Source organism: Saccharopolyspora elongata (genome assembly GCF_004348985.1).
Taxonomy (GTDB): Bacteria; Actinomycetota; Actinomycetes; order Mycobacteriales; family Pseudonocardiaceae; genus Saccharopolyspora; species Saccharopolyspora elongata.
The window spans coordinates 337044-351833 of the sequence record NZ_SMKW01000001.1 but is presented as its reverse complement, the minus strand read 5'-3'; the positions used below and the strand labels follow the sequence as shown (position 1 = coordinate 351833).

The 14790-nt window shown below is 70.2% G+C and carries 14 protein-coding genes; 9 read left to right on the top strand and 5 right to left on the bottom strand.

From position 1 onward, the window contains the following. Positions 1 to 182 precede the first annotated feature (182 nt). Positions 183 to 587: a DUF5318 domain-containing protein gene (locus E1288_RS01695; protein WP_207954109.1), complete on the bottom strand. Its 405-nt coding sequence runs from the start codon at positions 585 to 587 to the stop codon at positions 183 to 185. Between the two features lie 247 nt (positions 588 to 834). Between E1288_RS01695 and E1288_RS01690 the strand changes: the two genes are divergently transcribed. Further along, the gene (locus E1288_RS01690; protein WP_132479515.1) at positions 835 to 1425 is read left to right on the top strand and encodes a PadR family transcriptional regulator; all 591 of its coding nucleotides are present in this window, start codon (positions 835 to 837) and stop codon (positions 1423 to 1425) included. A gap of 20 nt (positions 1426 to 1445) precedes the next feature. Continuing rightward, complete coding sequence (locus E1288_RS01685) at positions 1446 to 2537, top strand: inositol-3-phosphate synthase (RefSeq protein ID WP_132479608.1); 1092 nt, start codon at positions 1446 to 1448, stop codon at positions 2535 to 2537. 237 nt (positions 2538 to 2774) lie between these two features. Here E1288_RS01685 and E1288_RS01680 read toward each other — a convergent pair whose 3' ends face one another. Continuing rightward, complete coding sequence (locus tag E1288_RS01680; RefSeq protein ID WP_132479513.1) at positions 2775 to 3626, bottom strand: GGDEF domain-containing protein; 852 nt, start codon at positions 3624 to 3626, stop codon at positions 2775 to 2777. 292 nt (positions 3627 to 3918) lie between these two features. Here E1288_RS01680 and E1288_RS01675 point away from each other — a divergent pair, with 292 nt between their 5' ends. Next, a complete protein-coding gene (locus tag E1288_RS01675) occupies positions 3919 to 5223 on the top strand; it encodes a glycosyltransferase 87 family protein (protein WP_132479511.1) in 1305 nt (434 codons plus the stop codon). A 123-nt stretch (positions 5224 to 5346) separates the two neighbouring features. On the opposite strand, the gene E1288_RS01670 is transcribed toward E1288_RS01675, so the two are convergent. Then, complete coding sequence (locus E1288_RS01670; protein WP_132479509.1) at positions 5347 to 6714, bottom strand: hypothetical protein; 1368 nt, start codon at positions 6712 to 6714, stop codon at positions 5347 to 5349. 177 nt (positions 6715 to 6891) lie between these two features. Then, entirely contained in the window at positions 6892 to 7755 is an 864-nt protein-coding gene (locus E1288_RS01665; protein WP_132479507.1) for a hypothetical protein, read from the bottom strand. A 201-nt stretch (positions 7756 to 7956) separates the two neighbouring features. On the opposite strand from E1288_RS01665, the gene E1288_RS01660 reads away from it, so the two are divergent. Further along, a complete protein-coding gene (locus E1288_RS01660; RefSeq protein WP_132479505.1) occupies positions 7957 to 9135 on the top strand; it encodes an AI-2E family transporter in 1179 nt (392 codons plus the stop codon). A 93-nt stretch (positions 9136 to 9228) separates the two neighbouring features. Here E1288_RS01660 and E1288_RS01655 read toward each other — a convergent pair whose 3' ends face one another. Beyond that, a complete protein-coding gene (locus E1288_RS01655) occupies positions 9229 to 10425 on the bottom strand; it encodes a GGDEF domain-containing protein (RefSeq protein ID WP_165967938.1) in 1197 nt (398 codons plus the stop codon). A gap of 174 nt (positions 10426 to 10599) precedes the next feature. Here E1288_RS01655 and macS point away from each other — a divergent pair, with 174 nt between their 5' ends. The 5 genes from macS to E1288_RS01640 all read left to right on the top strand — a co-directional run bounded on the left by macS (position 10600) and on the right by E1288_RS01640 (position 14674). Continuing rightward, complete coding sequence (macS, locus tag E1288_RS01650; RefSeq protein WP_132479501.1) at positions 10600 to 11784, top strand: MacS family sensor histidine kinase; 1185 nt, start codon at positions 10600 to 10602, stop codon at positions 11782 to 11784. Next, positions 11781 to 12458 carry a response regulator gene (locus tag E1288_RS01645; RefSeq protein WP_132479499.1) on the top strand — a complete coding sequence of 226 codons (678 nt, stop codon included), beginning with the start codon at positions 11781 to 11783 and terminating at the stop codon, positions 12456 to 12458. The genes macS and E1288_RS01645 overlap by 4 nt, the downstream gene beginning before the upstream one ends. 347 nt (positions 12459 to 12805) lie before the next feature. Continuing rightward, the gene (locus E1288_RS46690) at positions 12806 to 12973 is read left to right on the top strand and encodes a hypothetical protein (RefSeq protein WP_165967929.1); all 168 of its coding nucleotides are present in this window, start codon (positions 12806 to 12808) and stop codon (positions 12971 to 12973) included. Positions 12974 to 13054: 81 nt separating this feature from the next. Further along, positions 13055 to 13228 (top strand): hypothetical protein, encoded by a 174-nt coding sequence (locus tag E1288_RS46685; RefSeq protein ID WP_165967928.1) that lies wholly within the window; start codon positions 13055 to 13057, stop codon positions 13226 to 13228. A 114-nt stretch (positions 13229 to 13342) separates the two neighbouring features. Next, positions 13343 to 14674: a hypothetical protein gene (locus tag E1288_RS01640; RefSeq protein WP_132479497.1), complete on the top strand. Its 1332-nt coding sequence runs from the start codon at positions 13343 to 13345 to the stop codon at positions 14672 to 14674. The last annotated feature ends 116 nt before the right edge of the window (positions 14675 to 14790 follow it).

Genomic DNA, 14790 nt, shown 5'->3' with positions numbered 1-14790 from the left:
GGGGTGGCGTGCCTCGACCGTCGGGGTGCGGATGCCGTGAGTGGCGCCCTCGGGTGGGGTCGTCACGCTCGTCGTTCACGAGTGGGCCTCCAGGACAGGCGTCGTCGGACGCCGTGTGATGCGTTCACGTCGGGGTTTGCGCCGCACCGGGCGCGCGATCGTGTTCGGGGTCACGACCGCCGTCACTCCGCTGCAGTCTTGCGCCGGGACCGGCTGTTGTTCAACCCATCTGTCCCGAGGACGTACGACTGCACCAGGTGGTTCCAATTACATGTGCGGCATACCTCTACGACGTAGACGTTGAACTCCTCGAACATGGCCGCCATCCGGTCGAGCTCCTCGGGGGCCCGCGCCGTTCCGGACGCGTGCTTGAGGGCGTCGCCGAAGACCCAGGAGACCAGGGTCAACGGTTCCTTCCGGCACACCGGGCAGGTCACCCCGCTCGGCTCACCATGGAATTTCGCCGCCCGCAGCAGGTACGGATCGGCGTCGCAGACCTCCATCACCCCGACGCGGCCAGCGTGGACCTGCGCGAGCAGCGCTCGGCGCTGCAACGCGTAGTCGACCACTTGCCGTTGGGTCCGCACGCCCACAGAGTACGTGTCGGCGACGGCTGCTCCATGCGCCGTTCAGGGCAGGCCGGGCCCCCGACCGCCACCAGCGGTGACGACCACCACGTCAAGGGCCGCTCGATTGTGTTTTCCGATATATCGGCGCGATACAATCCGAAGGGTGGCCTGCCTCGCCGCGATCTGTGGTGTGCGGGGCCGCCCTGGAATCCGGCGCCGCGATTGGGCGGCAATCGGGCGCTGAACGCGGGCGGAGGAGGTGCGAATGCTGGAACTCGCCGTGCTCGGGCTGCTCCACGAAGCCCCGATGCACGGCTATGAGCTGCGGAAGCGGTTGCACGACGCGCTCGGCGCCTTCCGCGCACTGTCCTGCGGAACTTTGTACCCGACGTTGCGCAGGCTGCAGCGCGCCGGGTTGATCGAGGAAGAAACCGACGCACCCGGCTCGCGCGGGTGGGGTCGGCGGACGCGCCGCGTGTACCGCATCACAGCTGCCGGGCAGCACCGGTTCGCCGAGCTGGTCGGCGACTGCGGGCCGCAGGCCTGCGACGACAACGCCTTCGGCGTGCACATGGTGTTCTTCTCCCGCACGCCGGCCGAGGTCCGGATGCGGATCCTGGAAGGGCGTCGGCGCCGCGTCGAGGAACGCCGCGACGGCCTGCGCAGCGCATTGGCGGGCTCCGGGGACCGGTTGGACCGGTATACCCGCGAGCTGCACCGGCTCCGGCTGGACCACAGCGAGCACGAGGTCCGCTGGCTCGACGAAATCATCGAACAGGAACGCGCCGAGCAGGCTGCTGCGGCGCCGGGCCGACCCAACGTCGGCGAGCAAGAACTGCAAGGACACGACAGATGAGCAAGAAGGAGGGCCCTGCCATGGGCGGAGATCGTCGAGCGGTGCGGGTGGCGATCGTGGGCGTCGGGAACTGCGCGGCGTCGCTGGTGCAGGGCGTTCACTACTACGCCGACGCCGAGCCCGGGACCCGGGTTCCGGGCCTGATGCACGTCACCTTCGGCGACTACCACGTGCGCGACGTGAAGTTCGTCGCCGCCTTCGACGTGGACGCGAAGAAGGTCGGCCGCGATCTGTCCGAGGCGATCGTCGCCAGCGAGAACAACACCATCAAGATCGCCGACGTGCCCCCGCTGGGCGTCACCGTGCAGCGCGGCCACACCTACGACGGTCTCGGCCGCTTCTACCGGGAGACCATCGAGGAGTCCGACGAGCGGCCGGTCGACGTGGTGCAGGCGCTCAAGGACGCCGAGGTCGACGTCCTGGTGTCCTACCTGCCGGTGGGCTCCGAAGCGGCGGACAAGTTCTACGCGCAGTGCGCGCTGGACGCCGGCGTGGCCTTCGTCAACGCGCTGCCGGTGTTCATCGCCTCCGACCCGGAGTGGGCGCAGAAGTTCACCGACGCGGGCGTGCCGATCGTCGGCGACGACATCAAGTCGCAGGTCGGGGCCACCATCACGCACCGGGTGCTGGCCAAGCTGTTCGAGGACCGCGGCGTGCACCTGGACCGCACGATGCAGCTGAACGTCGGCGGCAACATGGACTTCCTGAACATGAAGGAACTGGAGCGGCTGGAGTCGAAGAAGACCTCCAAGACGCAGTCGGTGACCTCGCAGGTGGACCGCGACCTCGGCAAGCGCAACGTGCACATCGGGCCGTCGGACTACGTGCCGTGGCTGGACGACCGCAAGTGGGCCTACATCCGGCTGGAGGGCCGCGCGTTCGGCGACGTGCCGCTGAACCTGGAGTACAAGCTGGAGGTGTGGGACTCGCCGAACTCGGCGGGGATCATCATCGACGCGATCCGGGCCGCCAAGATCGCCAAGGACCGGGGCATCGGCGGGCCGATCCTGTCCGCGTCGTCGTACTTCATGAAGTCGCCGCCGGAACAGTACTCCGACTCCGCCGCCTACCAGGCGGTCGAGGACTTCATCGCCGGCAAACTGGAGCGCTGACCGCGATTTCAATGGAAGTTGCGCACTGTCGGCGTGTCACGCCACGACACACCGAACCCTTGTGGACAACTTCGGCCGGTTGTGGATAACTCGCGCAATTTCAATGGAAATCGGACCTCTGATTTCCATTGAAATTGCGGAGACTCGGACGGGCATGAGGAGGGGGCACCTGCTTCGCGCGGGTGCCCCCTGTTTCTTGCTCGGGGTCTGCTCAAGACCCACGCGGTACCTCCTTTCCTAGTGTTGGAGCTGTTGTTCGGCCCGGGCGAGGACCGCGTGCACCGACGCTTGACCGTCGGTGGTCACCCAGCTCACCCGCAATCCGGGACGAACTCGCTTTCGGCCGATGCGCACCGGCCAGCCCGCCACCTCCCGCGCCTGCGCGGCGATCTCCTCGCCGGTGCCGCTCGGGTGCTCCGCGACCACCGCGAACTCGTCGCCGCCGTAGCGGGCAACGGTGTGCTCGTCGCTGAGCCCCTCCCGTAGCCGCCCGGCCAGCGTGGTCAGCAGGTCGTCGCCCCGGTCGAAGCCGTACTCGGCGTTGAAGGCGGCCAGCCGCTGCACGTCGATGAGCACCAGCGTGGACAGCGTGCCGCGGCTGCGGGCGCGAACCAGCGACTGCTCCAACCGGTCCAGCAGGAGGACGCGGGCCGGCAGGCCGGTCAGCGGGTCCAGCAGGCCGCGGCTGTGCGGGACATCGGTGTGCACCGGCTGCAGCAGCACCAGCACCCGGCGGCGGCCCTGCACCTGCACCGCGTGGTAGTCCGCCCAGATGCGGCTCAGCGGTTGGCCGCTGCGGGCGATCACCATCGGGATGGACAGCGGCGAACCGGCCCGCAACACCTGGCCGGCCAGCTCGGCCCAGTCGGGCATCGGGGCGCCGGTGTCGTCGCGCACCTGCCAGCCGGTGGGCCGGGCGCCGGTGAGCAGGTCGGCCTTGGCCAGCTGCATCAGTTCGGCGGCGACGTCGTTGGTGGCCAGCACCTGGCCACGGTCATCGGTCAGCAGCACGCCGAGATTCAGTCCGCTGATGAGTTCGTCCCAAACCGGCGCCAACTGGCCCGGTGCGGTCACCTCGAGGACACTCATTCGGCCCCCTCCTCCCCACCAAACGGAGCAGTCCGTCTGAGCCTCCCCTCAGTGCAGGGCGAAATTCAAGGCCTCAGTCACCACCCGTAATGGTGGTATTCACGCTGTGCGCATAACTGTGCGTTAGTTGTTCACGCACCGTTTCCGCCCAGGTCACCTCGACGGCCGGGATTTGATGAGGCGAGCAGGTGAAACATCGATAGGTGGCATTGCGCTCAAAACGCCCCGCGCCGTCCCCTCTGCCGATCGAATCCCTACGCTGGTCGAGGTGCCGCAGGCGAGAGGATGGTGCATGCCGGTGCACGGGACCGCGGGTCGACCGCCGCTGTGGGAGCGGTTGCGCGACCACCGATCTCTGCTGGCCGTGATCGCGGTCGCGGAGCTGGTCGCGGTGATGGTGGTCTCCACCGTCAACACGCACGACCACATCGACGGTGAGGTCTACCGGCTCGGCGCGAAGGCGCTGCTGGCCGGGCGCGACCTCTACAACGGCCTCCCGGCCACCGAATCCGGGCTGGAGCTGCCGTTCATCTACCCGCCGTTCGCGGCGATCCTGTTCGCGCCGCTGGCCCTGATCCCGAAGGCCGGCTCGACCGCGGTGATCATGCTGGTCAGCCACCTCGCGCTCATCGCGACGCTGTACGTGGTGCTCAGCGCCTCGACGTTCCTGCGCGCGCACCGGGACAAGGTGCTGCTGGTGACGGCGGCGGTGCTGCCGCTGGCCACGATCAGCGAGCCAGTGCTGGAGACGATCACCTACGCGCAGATCAACATCGTGCTGATGGCGCTGGTCATGATCGACTGCCTCTGGCGGACCGACGGCGCGAAGAAACTGCCGTACTCCCGCGGCCTGCTGATCGGCCTGGCCGCCGGGATCAAGCTGACGCCGCTGGTGTTCCTGCTGCTGCCGCTGCTGCGCCGGGATGTCCGGACGATCGTGGTCTCGCTGCTGACCTTCCTGGGCACCGTGCTGCTGGGCTTCGCGCTGACCTTCGACAACGCCCGGCGGTTCTGGCTGCAGGAGATGCTGGCCAGCAGCAACGTGTCCTTCGGGCCGAAGTTCACCGGCGACGCGTCGACCTACGCGGGCAACCAGTCGCTGCGCTCGCTGCTGAGCAAGATGTCCACGCCGAGCCTGACCGTGGTGTTCGGGCTGCTCGCGCTCCTCGCGCTGGTGCTGGCCGTGGTGGGGATGGTGCACGCGGTCCGGCAGCGGGATCTGCCGACGGCGGTGACGATCAACGCCATCCTCGGGTTGCTGGTGTCGCCGATCTCCTGGTCGCACCACTGGGTTTGGGCGATCCCGGGCCTGGTGCTGCTGCTCGGCGCGGGCTACGTCCGGCGGAACTGGGGGCTGCTGCTCGCGGCCGCCATGACGGCCGGGTTCTTCATGATGGGCCCGCACTGGAAGATGCCCCAGGGCGACGGCCTGGAGCTGACCTGGAACTTCTTCCAGCAGCTGATCGGCAACTCCTACGTCTACTTCGGACTGGCGTTCCTGCTCTACAACGCGGTGCTGTGGTGGCGCTCCCGGCGCACGGTGATCGACCCGGGCGAAGCGGCCCCGGAAGCCCCTCGAATCGCGCCGGTGCCGTAGCCGTTCGTGAGTGTTTTGGATCGCCATGACGATCCAAAACACTCACGATCCTTGGCCACCCGGGACGTGGGCATGAAAAACCGGGGCGAGCGTGGTGCTCGCCCCGGTTTCTTCGCGTTCGGATCAGATCCGGTTGAACACGACCGTGTCCGCGTTCTCCAGGGAGCGCAGGACGCCGTCCGAGGTCACGCCCGGCATCGGGAGCGTGTGGCCCTGCACCGCCGTGATGTCCGGGACGCCGCCGTCGAGCACCGGCAGCGCCATGCCGCCGGTCCGCGGCGCGGGCACCGGCCGGAACGGGTTCTGCGTGACGACCTGCTCCGGGGGCACCGCCGCGGCCAGCTCGTTCAGCACCGTGACCGCCACGTCGGAGCGCAGCGGCGCAGCCGTGAACACCGGCTCCTCGCTGCGCGCCGCGGTGCCGTCCAGCGCGGAGGAGATCCGGCTGACCTGCGGCACCGAGGTCTGGCCGCCGCTGAACGCGTTGAGCTCGCCCAGCGCCGGCAGCGGCGCCGTCACGCCGGGGGACTCGCCGCGCTGCGTGGTGCCCGGCGTCCGGGACACGCTGACCAGGGGGATTCCGGTGAGGTCCGGGATCTCGTTGGCCTTCACCTGGTGCTCGCCCGGCACCTCCAGCGGCACGAGGTCGGCGCGCGGCGCCGGCTCGGCGGCGACCGCGGACAGCGCCCCGGCCAGCACCTCGTGCGGCACGGTGCGCAGGTCGCTGCGCAGCCCGGGCAGCTCCGCGGTGGTGAGGTCCACCTGGTCCGGCGTCACCAGGCCGCCCTGGCCGCGGGACAGCGCGCCCTCCCAGAGCTCGACGATGCCGCCGGCCGGGGTGCTGAAGCCGTCGAAGTAGACCAGGTCGTCGTGCGGGATCACGAGGTCTGCAGGGACATCCAGGAGCGCACCCGTTTGAAAAGCACCCTCGTCGAGGGTGTTGGCACCTCCCTGGATGACGGCACCGATGGGACCTGCCCAGCTCAGCGAGCGGTGGAAGCCCTCGGCGGGCGTGACCGGGCGGTCGCCGGCGAAGGGCGACAGGCCGGGCACGAGGTCCAGCGGCCGGGCTTCGGCGGGGTCGGCGACCCAGCCGGCCAAGTGCAGCGGGGCGGTCTGCGCCGGGATGTGCCAGTCGCGCAGCGCCGGCATCTCCCGGGTCAGCTCGTTCTCGACGGCCGGCAGCAGGTCGCGCACCGGGTCGATGGTGCCCGCGATCGCGGTGACCGGGTGGCTGGTCCGCGGCTCCACCAGCGGCGCGTTGTACCGCGCGCCGGAGCTCTCGGGGAACAGCTCACCCGCGAAGCACCGATCGGCAGGCACCGCATCGTCTCCGAGCTCGTCGAGTACTGGGGGGAGCATCGATTCGCCCAGCGGCGGGGTCGGACGCTCCGGGCAGGCCTGGCTGGCGGACGCGACCCCCGTGCCGACGGCCAACATCCCACCAGTGACCAGCGCGGCTTGCACACCGCGCTTCGCCCAAGTCTGCATGGATCTCTCCTTCACAAGGTTTCCCCCTGCCGGGGAGGAAAATCAACTGCGGGAGCCACACCGTCATCGGAACTTGATCATCGGGAGACGGCGGGCATCGGAAATGTGGAGCCAGGTTGCGCGCGGCGGATTTCCTTTCGGCGGCAACGAGATCCGTCGCCTGCGCCGCGCGGCGGTCTAGTCGGGTGTAGTGCCCGGCTGCGGTTCGGGCGCGCTGAGCAGCGTGCTGGCGATGTCGCGGGTCGACGCCCCGGCGAAGACGGGGGTGCGGGCCGGTTCGGCCGGGTAGCAGCCGACCGCGGCGGGGTTGTGCTGCGGCCCGTCGCCGGTACCACCGCAGCCGGGCGCACCGGGCAGCGTGGGCAGGGCGAAAGGCCTTGGCCAGCCCTGGTTTCCGGGCGCCTCAGCGGGTTCCGGCGCGCGCGGCCGGGTGACCGCGTCCGCCTGCTCCGGCGACCGCTGGTGCTCGACCAGCTGCGTCGGCTGCGGGACGGCGGGCGCTGCGCCCGGCGCCGGTGCGGCCTGCGGAAGCGGCGCGGACGGCGAAAAACCCTGCTGCGGGGCGGTTTCCCCGGACAGCAGCGGGCCTTCGAGCCCGTCCAGTCCACTGTCGACGGACGTGGACAGCGCACCCGCCTGGGCTTCGGTCACCGACAGCGCGTCGCCCGCGACGTGCCGGACGCCGTCGGCGGACTCCTGCAGCACGCCGGTCACCGGCTTCGCCGCGTCGAGCAACCGCTCCGCCGGCTCGGACCGGACCAGCTCGACCGGGTTCAGGCGGCCGAGCGAGAACTCCGCCGGGCCGGACCGGTCGGTGGTCGCACCTTCCACCGGCGCGGCCGGCGGGTTCGCCGATTCCGGCGGCGCGGCCGATTCGTCGGCGGGCGCGGCCGGGGCGAGGTTCGCGGCGTCCGCCGGGAGCCCGGTGCCGATGAGCCAAGCCGCGGAGGTTCCGGCCGCCGTCGCGCCCGCCACCACCAGGGCACGGGTCAGCAGCCGCCACGGTCGGGCGGCTCCCGTCGTGCGGTAGCGGCCGGACATCTCGGTGCCAGAACCTCCTCGGCTTCGGGCGACTCCCTGTTGGACCCTGCCTCCTCGCCGCCGCGCACTCTTTCACCACAACCGCCACTTCCGTAAGCACAGAGCGACAGCTTCGCCACATCGTGTTACTGGTGTTCCGACCCGATTGCACGCCGTGGTCATTCCGCCCCCGGGTCCGGTGGTCGGCGCTACGGTGGCAGGGTGAACGACTTCAAGATCACCACCCGGGACGACGCGGCGGCGTCGATTCCCCGCGTGCTCCGCGTCTCGGCGGCGTTGAGCTGGCGGTTGGTGGTGGTACTCGGCGCCCTGTACGTGGTGGGGCTGGTCATCGGCCAGATCTACGTCGTCGTGATCCCGGTGGCCATCGCGCTGCTGCTGTCGGCGCTGCTGGCCCCGATCGTGTCCTCGCTGGCCCGGCGCGGCGTGCCGCGGGCGCTGGCCACCGCGATGGTGCTGATCGGCGGGCTCGCAGTCGTCGGCGGCGTCCTCACCTTCGTCATCAACGCGTTCATCGAGGGCTTCCCCGACCTGCAGCGCCAGGTCGTCGCCAGCCTCAACCAGCTCAAGGACTCGCTGGCGCAGGGCCCGCTGCACATCAACGAGGAGCAGATAGGCCAATACCTGACGCAGGCCCAGGAATGGCTGGCCGCCAACCAGGCGGCGTTGACCAGCGGCGCGCTGTCCACCGCGGGCACCTTCGGCAACTTCCTCACCGGCTTGGTGCTGGCGCTGTTCACGCTGATCTACTTCCTGCACGACGGCCGCGGGGTGTGGCTGTTCGTGACGAAGCTGGCGCCGAAGCACGTGCGGCACCGGGTCGACGTCGCCGGCTGCAAGGGCTTCGCGTCGCTGGTCGGCTTCGTGCGGGCGACTGCGCTGGTCGCGGTGGTGGACGCGCTCGGCATCGGCACGGGCCTGATGATCCTGGGCGTGCCGCTGGCGATCCCGCTGGCGGCGCTGGTGTTCCTCGGTGGTTTCGTGCCGATCGTCGGCGCGGTGGCCTCCGGTGCGGTCGCGGTGCTGGTGGCGCTGGTGACCAAGGGCTGGGTCGTCGCGCTGATCGTGGTCGGCATCGTGCTCGCGGTGCAGCAGATCGAGGGCAACGTGCTGCAGCCGCTGATCCTGGGCCGCGCCGTGCAGATCCACGCGCTGGGCGTGGTGCTGGCGATCAGCATCGGCGTGGTGGTCTCGGGCATCGTCGGCGCGCTGCTCGCGGTGCCGATGGTCGCGGTGCTGAACTCGGCGATCCGCTCGCTGGTGGAGGAGGAACCGGAGCAACCGGCCGAACCCGCCGGGGAGGCCGAAGCGGAACCACCGCCGCCCGACGAGACCCCGGACGAGAAGCCGGAACAGGCGCCGCAGAACTCCGAGGCCTGACGGGGTTCAAGGGGCTGTTCTGAACGCTGTGGCGTGGGGTGTTCGTTGTCCTTGAAGCGGCGCAGCCGCTTAGCCCACCTGCGGAAGCAGCCTTCAGGCGAGGGTGACCGCGTTGCGGCCGCCGGACTTCGCCGCTAGGAGGGCCGCATCTGCGGCCACCAGCAGGTCGGTGAGCTCGTAGCCGAAGCGGGACGTGGTGGCCACGCCGATGCTGACCGTCAGGTCGTCGAGCTCCCGGTGCCGCCCGTGGACGTCGCGGGCGGGCACTGACAACGCGGCCGTCGACGCCCGGACCCGGTCCGCCACCGCGCACGCGACGCCGGTGTCCGTGCCCGGCAGCAGCACCACGAACTCCTCGCCGCCGAAGCGGCCGACCACGTCTTCCCGCCGCACGCTGCTGCGCAGCATCATCGCGACGGCCGCGAGCACCGTGTCGCCCGCCAGGTGCCCGATCTCGTCGTTGACCCGCTTGAAGTGGTCGAGGTCGAGCAGCAGCAGCGAGACGGGCTGGCCGCGGGTCTGCGCCCGGTGGAGTTCGTTGCGCGCCAACCGCTCCCAGTGCGCGGCGTTGGCCAGGCCCGTCTTGCCGTCCCGCTGCGCGGACCGCCGCCACTGCGGCAGCTGGCCCGCCAGGTCCAGCAGGACCAGCGGCGGCCCGGCCAGCAGGGCGCTGCCCGGCTCGCTGTGCACCGCCACCGCCAGCAGCCCGCCCAGGCTCGCCGCGACGATGCCGAGCAGCACGTCGATCGGCTCGCCCACCACGTCCGCCCGCGCCGCCGACGGGTTGCGCAGCCGGATGCCGCCGGCGACCACGAAGGCCCGCACCAGCAGCAGCACCGCGCCGGTCAGCACGAACTGCGCCGGCGACCAGCCGGGTTCCGACCAGCCGATGAGGAACCGCGCGGACAGCGTGGCGATCGTGGTGGCCGCCGTGGTGAACAGCCAGCGGTGCAGCTCCGGGCGGCCGTCCAGCACGCCGTGCAGCGTCGGCCCGAGCAGCAGGAGCACCAGCAGGTTCGGCGGCAGCGTGAGGATTCCGGCGGCCAGGTAGGCGATGTGCAGCGTCCACGGGTTCCGCCGCACCTGCCGCTGCACGTTGATCGACACCGAGGTGATCACGATGACCGTCCCGGCGGTGGCGGCCAGCATCGCGAAGGTCAGCAGCTCGCGCGGCAGCGGCGACCGGCTCGTCACGAAGACCAGCACGACCAGCACCAATGCGATCGCCTGCACGGTGAGCACGTAGGCGATCGCCGCTGGCCGCAGTCGCCACAGCAGCCATCCCCCCACCAAGCCGATCACCTCCCCCGCCGAGCCTCGCACAGCGGACCGCCCGGCCGAAGCTCGCCACTCGGGCCATTCGGGGCGATGCTCGTCGTGATCACAAACACGCAGAGTGCTCGATCCGGCGGTCTCCGCCAACCTCGATGTACGGCAGGATGGTCCGCTGGGGAAGGAGCGAATGTGGGCAATCCGCAACAGCCGTCGCGCCAGCCGCAGGTGGCCGACGGCCGCTCGCCGCTTTGGCGCGGGCACAACGTGTTCCGCGTGGTCACGTTCCTCTACGCCTGCTTCTGGTTCTTCTACCAGCTCGGCGATTACGAGCGGCCGTGGCTGGCGGCGGTGGTCATCTTCCTGATGGGCGTGTGGACCGCGTTCACCGTCTGGCGGTACTGGTCCCGCGCGGGGCGCACCAACCGGATGGTGCTGATCGACTGCATCGTGGTGTCCGCGCTGTTCCTCAGCAACGAATTCATCCTCACCGAGCACCAGATGCTCGACAACCTCCCGACGGTGGTGACGGTGTGGCACCCGACGATGGTCACCGCCGCCGCCTCGCAGTGGGGCGTGTTCGGCGGGCTGGCCGCCGGGATCATCGCGGCGGCCAGCAACTACCTGATCCGCGGCTTCAGCGACCAGACCATGTCGCTGGACACCCTGCTGCTGGTCGGCACCGGCCTGGTGATCGGCCTGGCTTCGGACACCGCGCGCCGGTCCACCGATCGGCTGGCCCGCGCGCTGCGCGCGGAGGCCGCGACCGCCGAGCGGGAACGGCTGGCGCGCAACATCCACGACAGCGTGCTGCAGGTGCTCGCGCGGGTGCGTCGACGCGGCGCGGAGCTCGGCGGCGAAGCGGCCGAGCTGGCGAAACTCGCGGGAGAGCAGGAGATCGCGCTGCGCGCGCTGGTCGCCACGACGCCGCAGGAAACCACGGAGGACGGTGAGGTCGACCTCGCCGCGCGGCTGCAGGTGCTGCGCACCGGCCGGATCAACGTGTCGATACCGGGCAATCCGGTGCGGTTGCCGGAGCCGCTGAGCAGCGACCTGTTCGCGGTGGCGCGGGAAGCGCTGGCGAACGTCGAGAAGCACGCCGGCGAGGATGCCCAGGCGTGGGTGCTGCTGGAGGAGCTGCCGGACGAGGTCGTGCTCACCGTTCGCGACGACGGCCCGGGCATCCCCGAGGGCCGCCTCGAAGAAGCCGCCGCCGAGGGACGGTTGGGCGTGGCCAAGTCGATTCGGGGCCGCGTGGAGTCGATGGGTGGCACGATCACGCTCGACACCACGCCCGGAGAGGGAACGGAGTGGGAGGTCCGGGTTCCCCGACCGGAAGCGATCCCGGGCAAGCGCCGCAGAGGAGGAAAACGATGAGCGAGCCGCCCGTCACCGTGATGGTCGTCGACGACCACCCGATGTGGCGCGACGGGGTCGCCCGCGACCTGACGGAGCGCGGCTTCGAGGTTCGGGCCACCGCGAGCGACGGCGCATCCGCGCTGCGCATCGCGCGGACCGTCAAGCCCGACGTCGTGCTGATGGACCTCAACCTGGGCGACACCTCCGGGGTCAGCGCAACCCTGCACATCACCCAGGAGATCTCCGGGACCCGGGTGCTGGTGCTGTCCGCCAGCGGCGAGCACAACGACGTGCTGGAGGCGGTGAAGGCCGGCGCGTCCGGCTACCTGGTCAAGTCGGCGTCGGTCGAGGAGCTGGTGGACGCGGTGCGGCGCACCGCCGCCGGCGACGCGGTGTTCACGCCCGGCCTGGCCGGGCTGGTGCTCGGCGAGTACCGGCGGATGGCGATCACCCCGGACTCGGAGTCGCAGGCGCCGCAGCTGACCGACCGGGAGACCGAGGTGTTGCGGCTGGTCGCGAAGGGGATGACCGCCCGGCAGATCGCCAAGAAGCTGGTCATCTCGCACCGCACGGTGGAGAACCACGTCCAGTCGACGCTGCGCAAGCTGCAGCTCCACAACCGGGTGGAGCTCGCCCGCTACGCCATCGAGCACGGCCTGGACCAAGAGGAAGCCGAGCCCGAAGGGGCCTGACCTCCCGGGGTTGGCCCCGTCTTGCGGCCACGCCGCTTCAAGAACAATTGAATTCGCAGGTCAAGACCCGTGTGCCCGGTCGGTGCGCGGGTCTTTTTTTCGTTCGGTGACCCGCGATCGGTGCAGGATTTTCCTGATTCACCCGATTCAACGATGAAAGATCTTCAACGGGTCCCCTTTTCGCTGGCCACGCCCGTCATTACGGGCCGTGACCCCGGGACCTGCGCGGCGCCTCGCGACTCCGCGTGACGGCGTGGTGACGGCCCGGTGACGGGCCTCTGGCGTACTCGTCACCAGCGGCACGAAGCCGCAGTCGAAATTCCGTCAATGCGAACAGGAGCCTGATCATGGAGTTTTCGTACGAGTTCGCTGAGATGCTGCCTGAGCGCGAGGCCCTCGGCGGCTGGTGGGGCGGCGACGTCAACACCATCGTGGCCGACAACACCGCTGTGGCTCTCTTCGGGTCGCAGGCGACGGCCGCCCAGGTCATCACCCAGGCCGGCGGCAAGCACTGACCGGTCTGCCGTTAACACCTCCGGCCGCCCACCGCTGCTGCGCGTGGTGGGCGGCCGGCCACCAAAACGAGGAGATGGAATATGGACACTCTCGATCTTCACGACCAGTCCGCGGAACTGCTCCCGCAGCGCGAGGCCCTGGGTGGCTGCGGCTGCAACCTGTTCCCTGACGTCAACACCGTCGTGGCGGTCAACACCGCCGTGGCCCTCTTCGGGTCGCAGGCCACGGCCGCCCAGGTCATCAACCAGGTCTGACGGCCCAGTCTGGCCGGGAGCGAAGCGTTCGCTCCCGGCCAGGCTCGCGCGCTGCCCACCACTCGCCAAACCAGTGCAGCCCACCGCACGTGAACGGGTTCGCAGGAGGAAGCCATGTCAGAAGTCACCCAGACGGACCGCGCGGCGGAGACCGACGAGCAGTCGGTCGCGCGGCTGGCCGACGGAGTGTCGCTGTGCGGGGAGTACGAGGGTGGCGGCTTCGACGAACCGCGTTACCTGATCTCCCGCGGCGACGGCCAGATGGTGCTGGTGTCGCCGCTGCTGTACCAGGTCGCGACCGCGATCGACGGCACCCGGAGCCTGGCCGAAGTGGCGTCGCTGGCGTCGCAGGCGACCGGCCGGGAGCTGTCCGCCGCCAACGCGGAGTTCCTCATCAACGAGAAGCTGCACCCGCTCGGCATCGCCACCCTGTCCGAGCCGCTGGCCGAGCCGCCGAAGGCGGATCCGCTGCTATCGCTGGCGATGCACGGCGTGCTCGCGCCTCCCCGGGTGGTGCGGGCGGCTGCCGCCGTCCTGGCGCCGCTGTACACGCCCGTCATCGTGGTGCTCGTGCTGTTGGGGCTGATCGCGTTCGACGCGTGGCTGATCGGCTCCGGCTACGTCGACCTGGCGTTCCAGCAGTCCGTCGGTGAACCGTCGCAGGTGCTCCTGCTGCTCGCCCTGATGGTGAGCAGCACGCTGTTCCACGAGCTGGGGCACGCTGCCGGGTGCCACTACGGCGGCGCCAAGCCGGGCGCGATCGGCGTCGGCGTCATGCTGATCATCCCGTGCTTCTACACGAACGTCACCGATGCCTACCGCCTGGACCGGCGTGGTCGGCTGCGCACCGACCTGGGCGGCATCTACTTCAACGCGGTGTTCATCCTGGCGATGGCCGGGATCTACGGCCTGACCGGCTTCGCGCCGCTACTGGTCTTCATCGCGCTGAGCCACATCCAGATCCTGCAGCAGCTGCTGCCGCTGCTGCGCATGGACGGCTACTACATCCTCGGCGACCTGGTCGGGGTGCCGAACCTGTTCTCCCAGATCCGCCCGTTCCTGCTGCGCCTCATCGGGCGGAGCGGCAACGTGCCCGGCACGCACTCCGGGCTGCGGCCGCGGGTGCGGATCATGGTCACCGCCTGGGTCCTGGTCGTGGTGCCCACGCTGGTGTTCGCGCTGGGCATGCTGCTCTGGCGGCTCCCGGTCTACCTGTCCAGGGCGTTCAGCCGGGGTCACGACTACTGGACGATGCTCGTGACCGGTGTCGGGCAGGGGCAGTTCTGGGCCCCGGTCCTGGCGATCGTCTCGATGATCATCCTGCTGCTGCCGTGGCTCGGCGCGGGCGCCTTCGCGGTGCGCAGCTACCGGCGGATCTCCCGGCTCATCTCGCGCCGCCGCAAGCAACGGAGCACCGGCGGGCGCCACCGCAGCGTGCGCGCCTGAAGTGCTCCTCCATGGGGCTCCCACCGGGGGGTGTGGGAGCCCCACACGTGTGTGATGAGGACCCCTTGTCACGGTCCGTAGTGCGGTAACAGCCGAGTGGAGTGGCCCCGATAGGC

Bases quoted from the DNA above. Each gene is read 5' to 3' on its own strand.
- E1288_RS01645 (WP_132479499.1), top strand. From the start codon at position 11,781: ATGAGCGAGCCGCCCGTCACCGTGATGGTCGTCGACGACCACCCGATG.
- E1288_RS01665 (WP_132479507.1), bottom strand. From the start codon at position 7,755: ATGTCCGGCCGCTACCGCACGACGGGAGCCGCCCGACCGTGGCGGCTG.
- E1288_RS46690 (WP_165967929.1), top strand. From the start codon at position 12,806: ATGGAGTTTTCGTACGAGTTCGCTGAGATGCTGCCTGAGCGCGAGGCC.
- E1288_RS01680 (WP_132479513.1), bottom strand. From the start codon at position 3,626: ATGAGTGTCCTCGAGGTGACCGCACCGGGCCAGTTGGCGCCGGTTTGG.
- E1288_RS01675 (WP_132479511.1), top strand. From the start codon at position 3,919: ATGCCGGTGCACGGGACCGCGGGTCGACCGCCGCTGTGGGAGCGGTTG.
- E1288_RS01685 (WP_132479608.1), top strand. From the start codon at position 1,446: ATGGGCGGAGATCGTCGAGCGGTGCGGGTGGCGATCGTGGGCGTCGGG.
- E1288_RS01690 (WP_132479515.1), top strand. From the start codon at position 835: ATGCTGGAACTCGCCGTGCTCGGGCTGCTCCACGAAGCCCCGATGCAC.
- E1288_RS01640 (WP_132479497.1), top strand. From the start codon at position 13,343: ATGTCAGAAGTCACCCAGACGGACCGCGCGGCGGAGACCGACGAGCAG.
- E1288_RS46685 (WP_165967928.1), top strand. From the start codon at position 13,055: ATGGACACTCTCGATCTTCACGACCAGTCCGCGGAACTGCTCCCGCAG.
- E1288_RS01670 (WP_132479509.1), bottom strand. From the start codon at position 6,714: ATGCAGACTTGGGCGAAGCGCGGTGTGCAAGCCGCGCTGGTCACTGGT.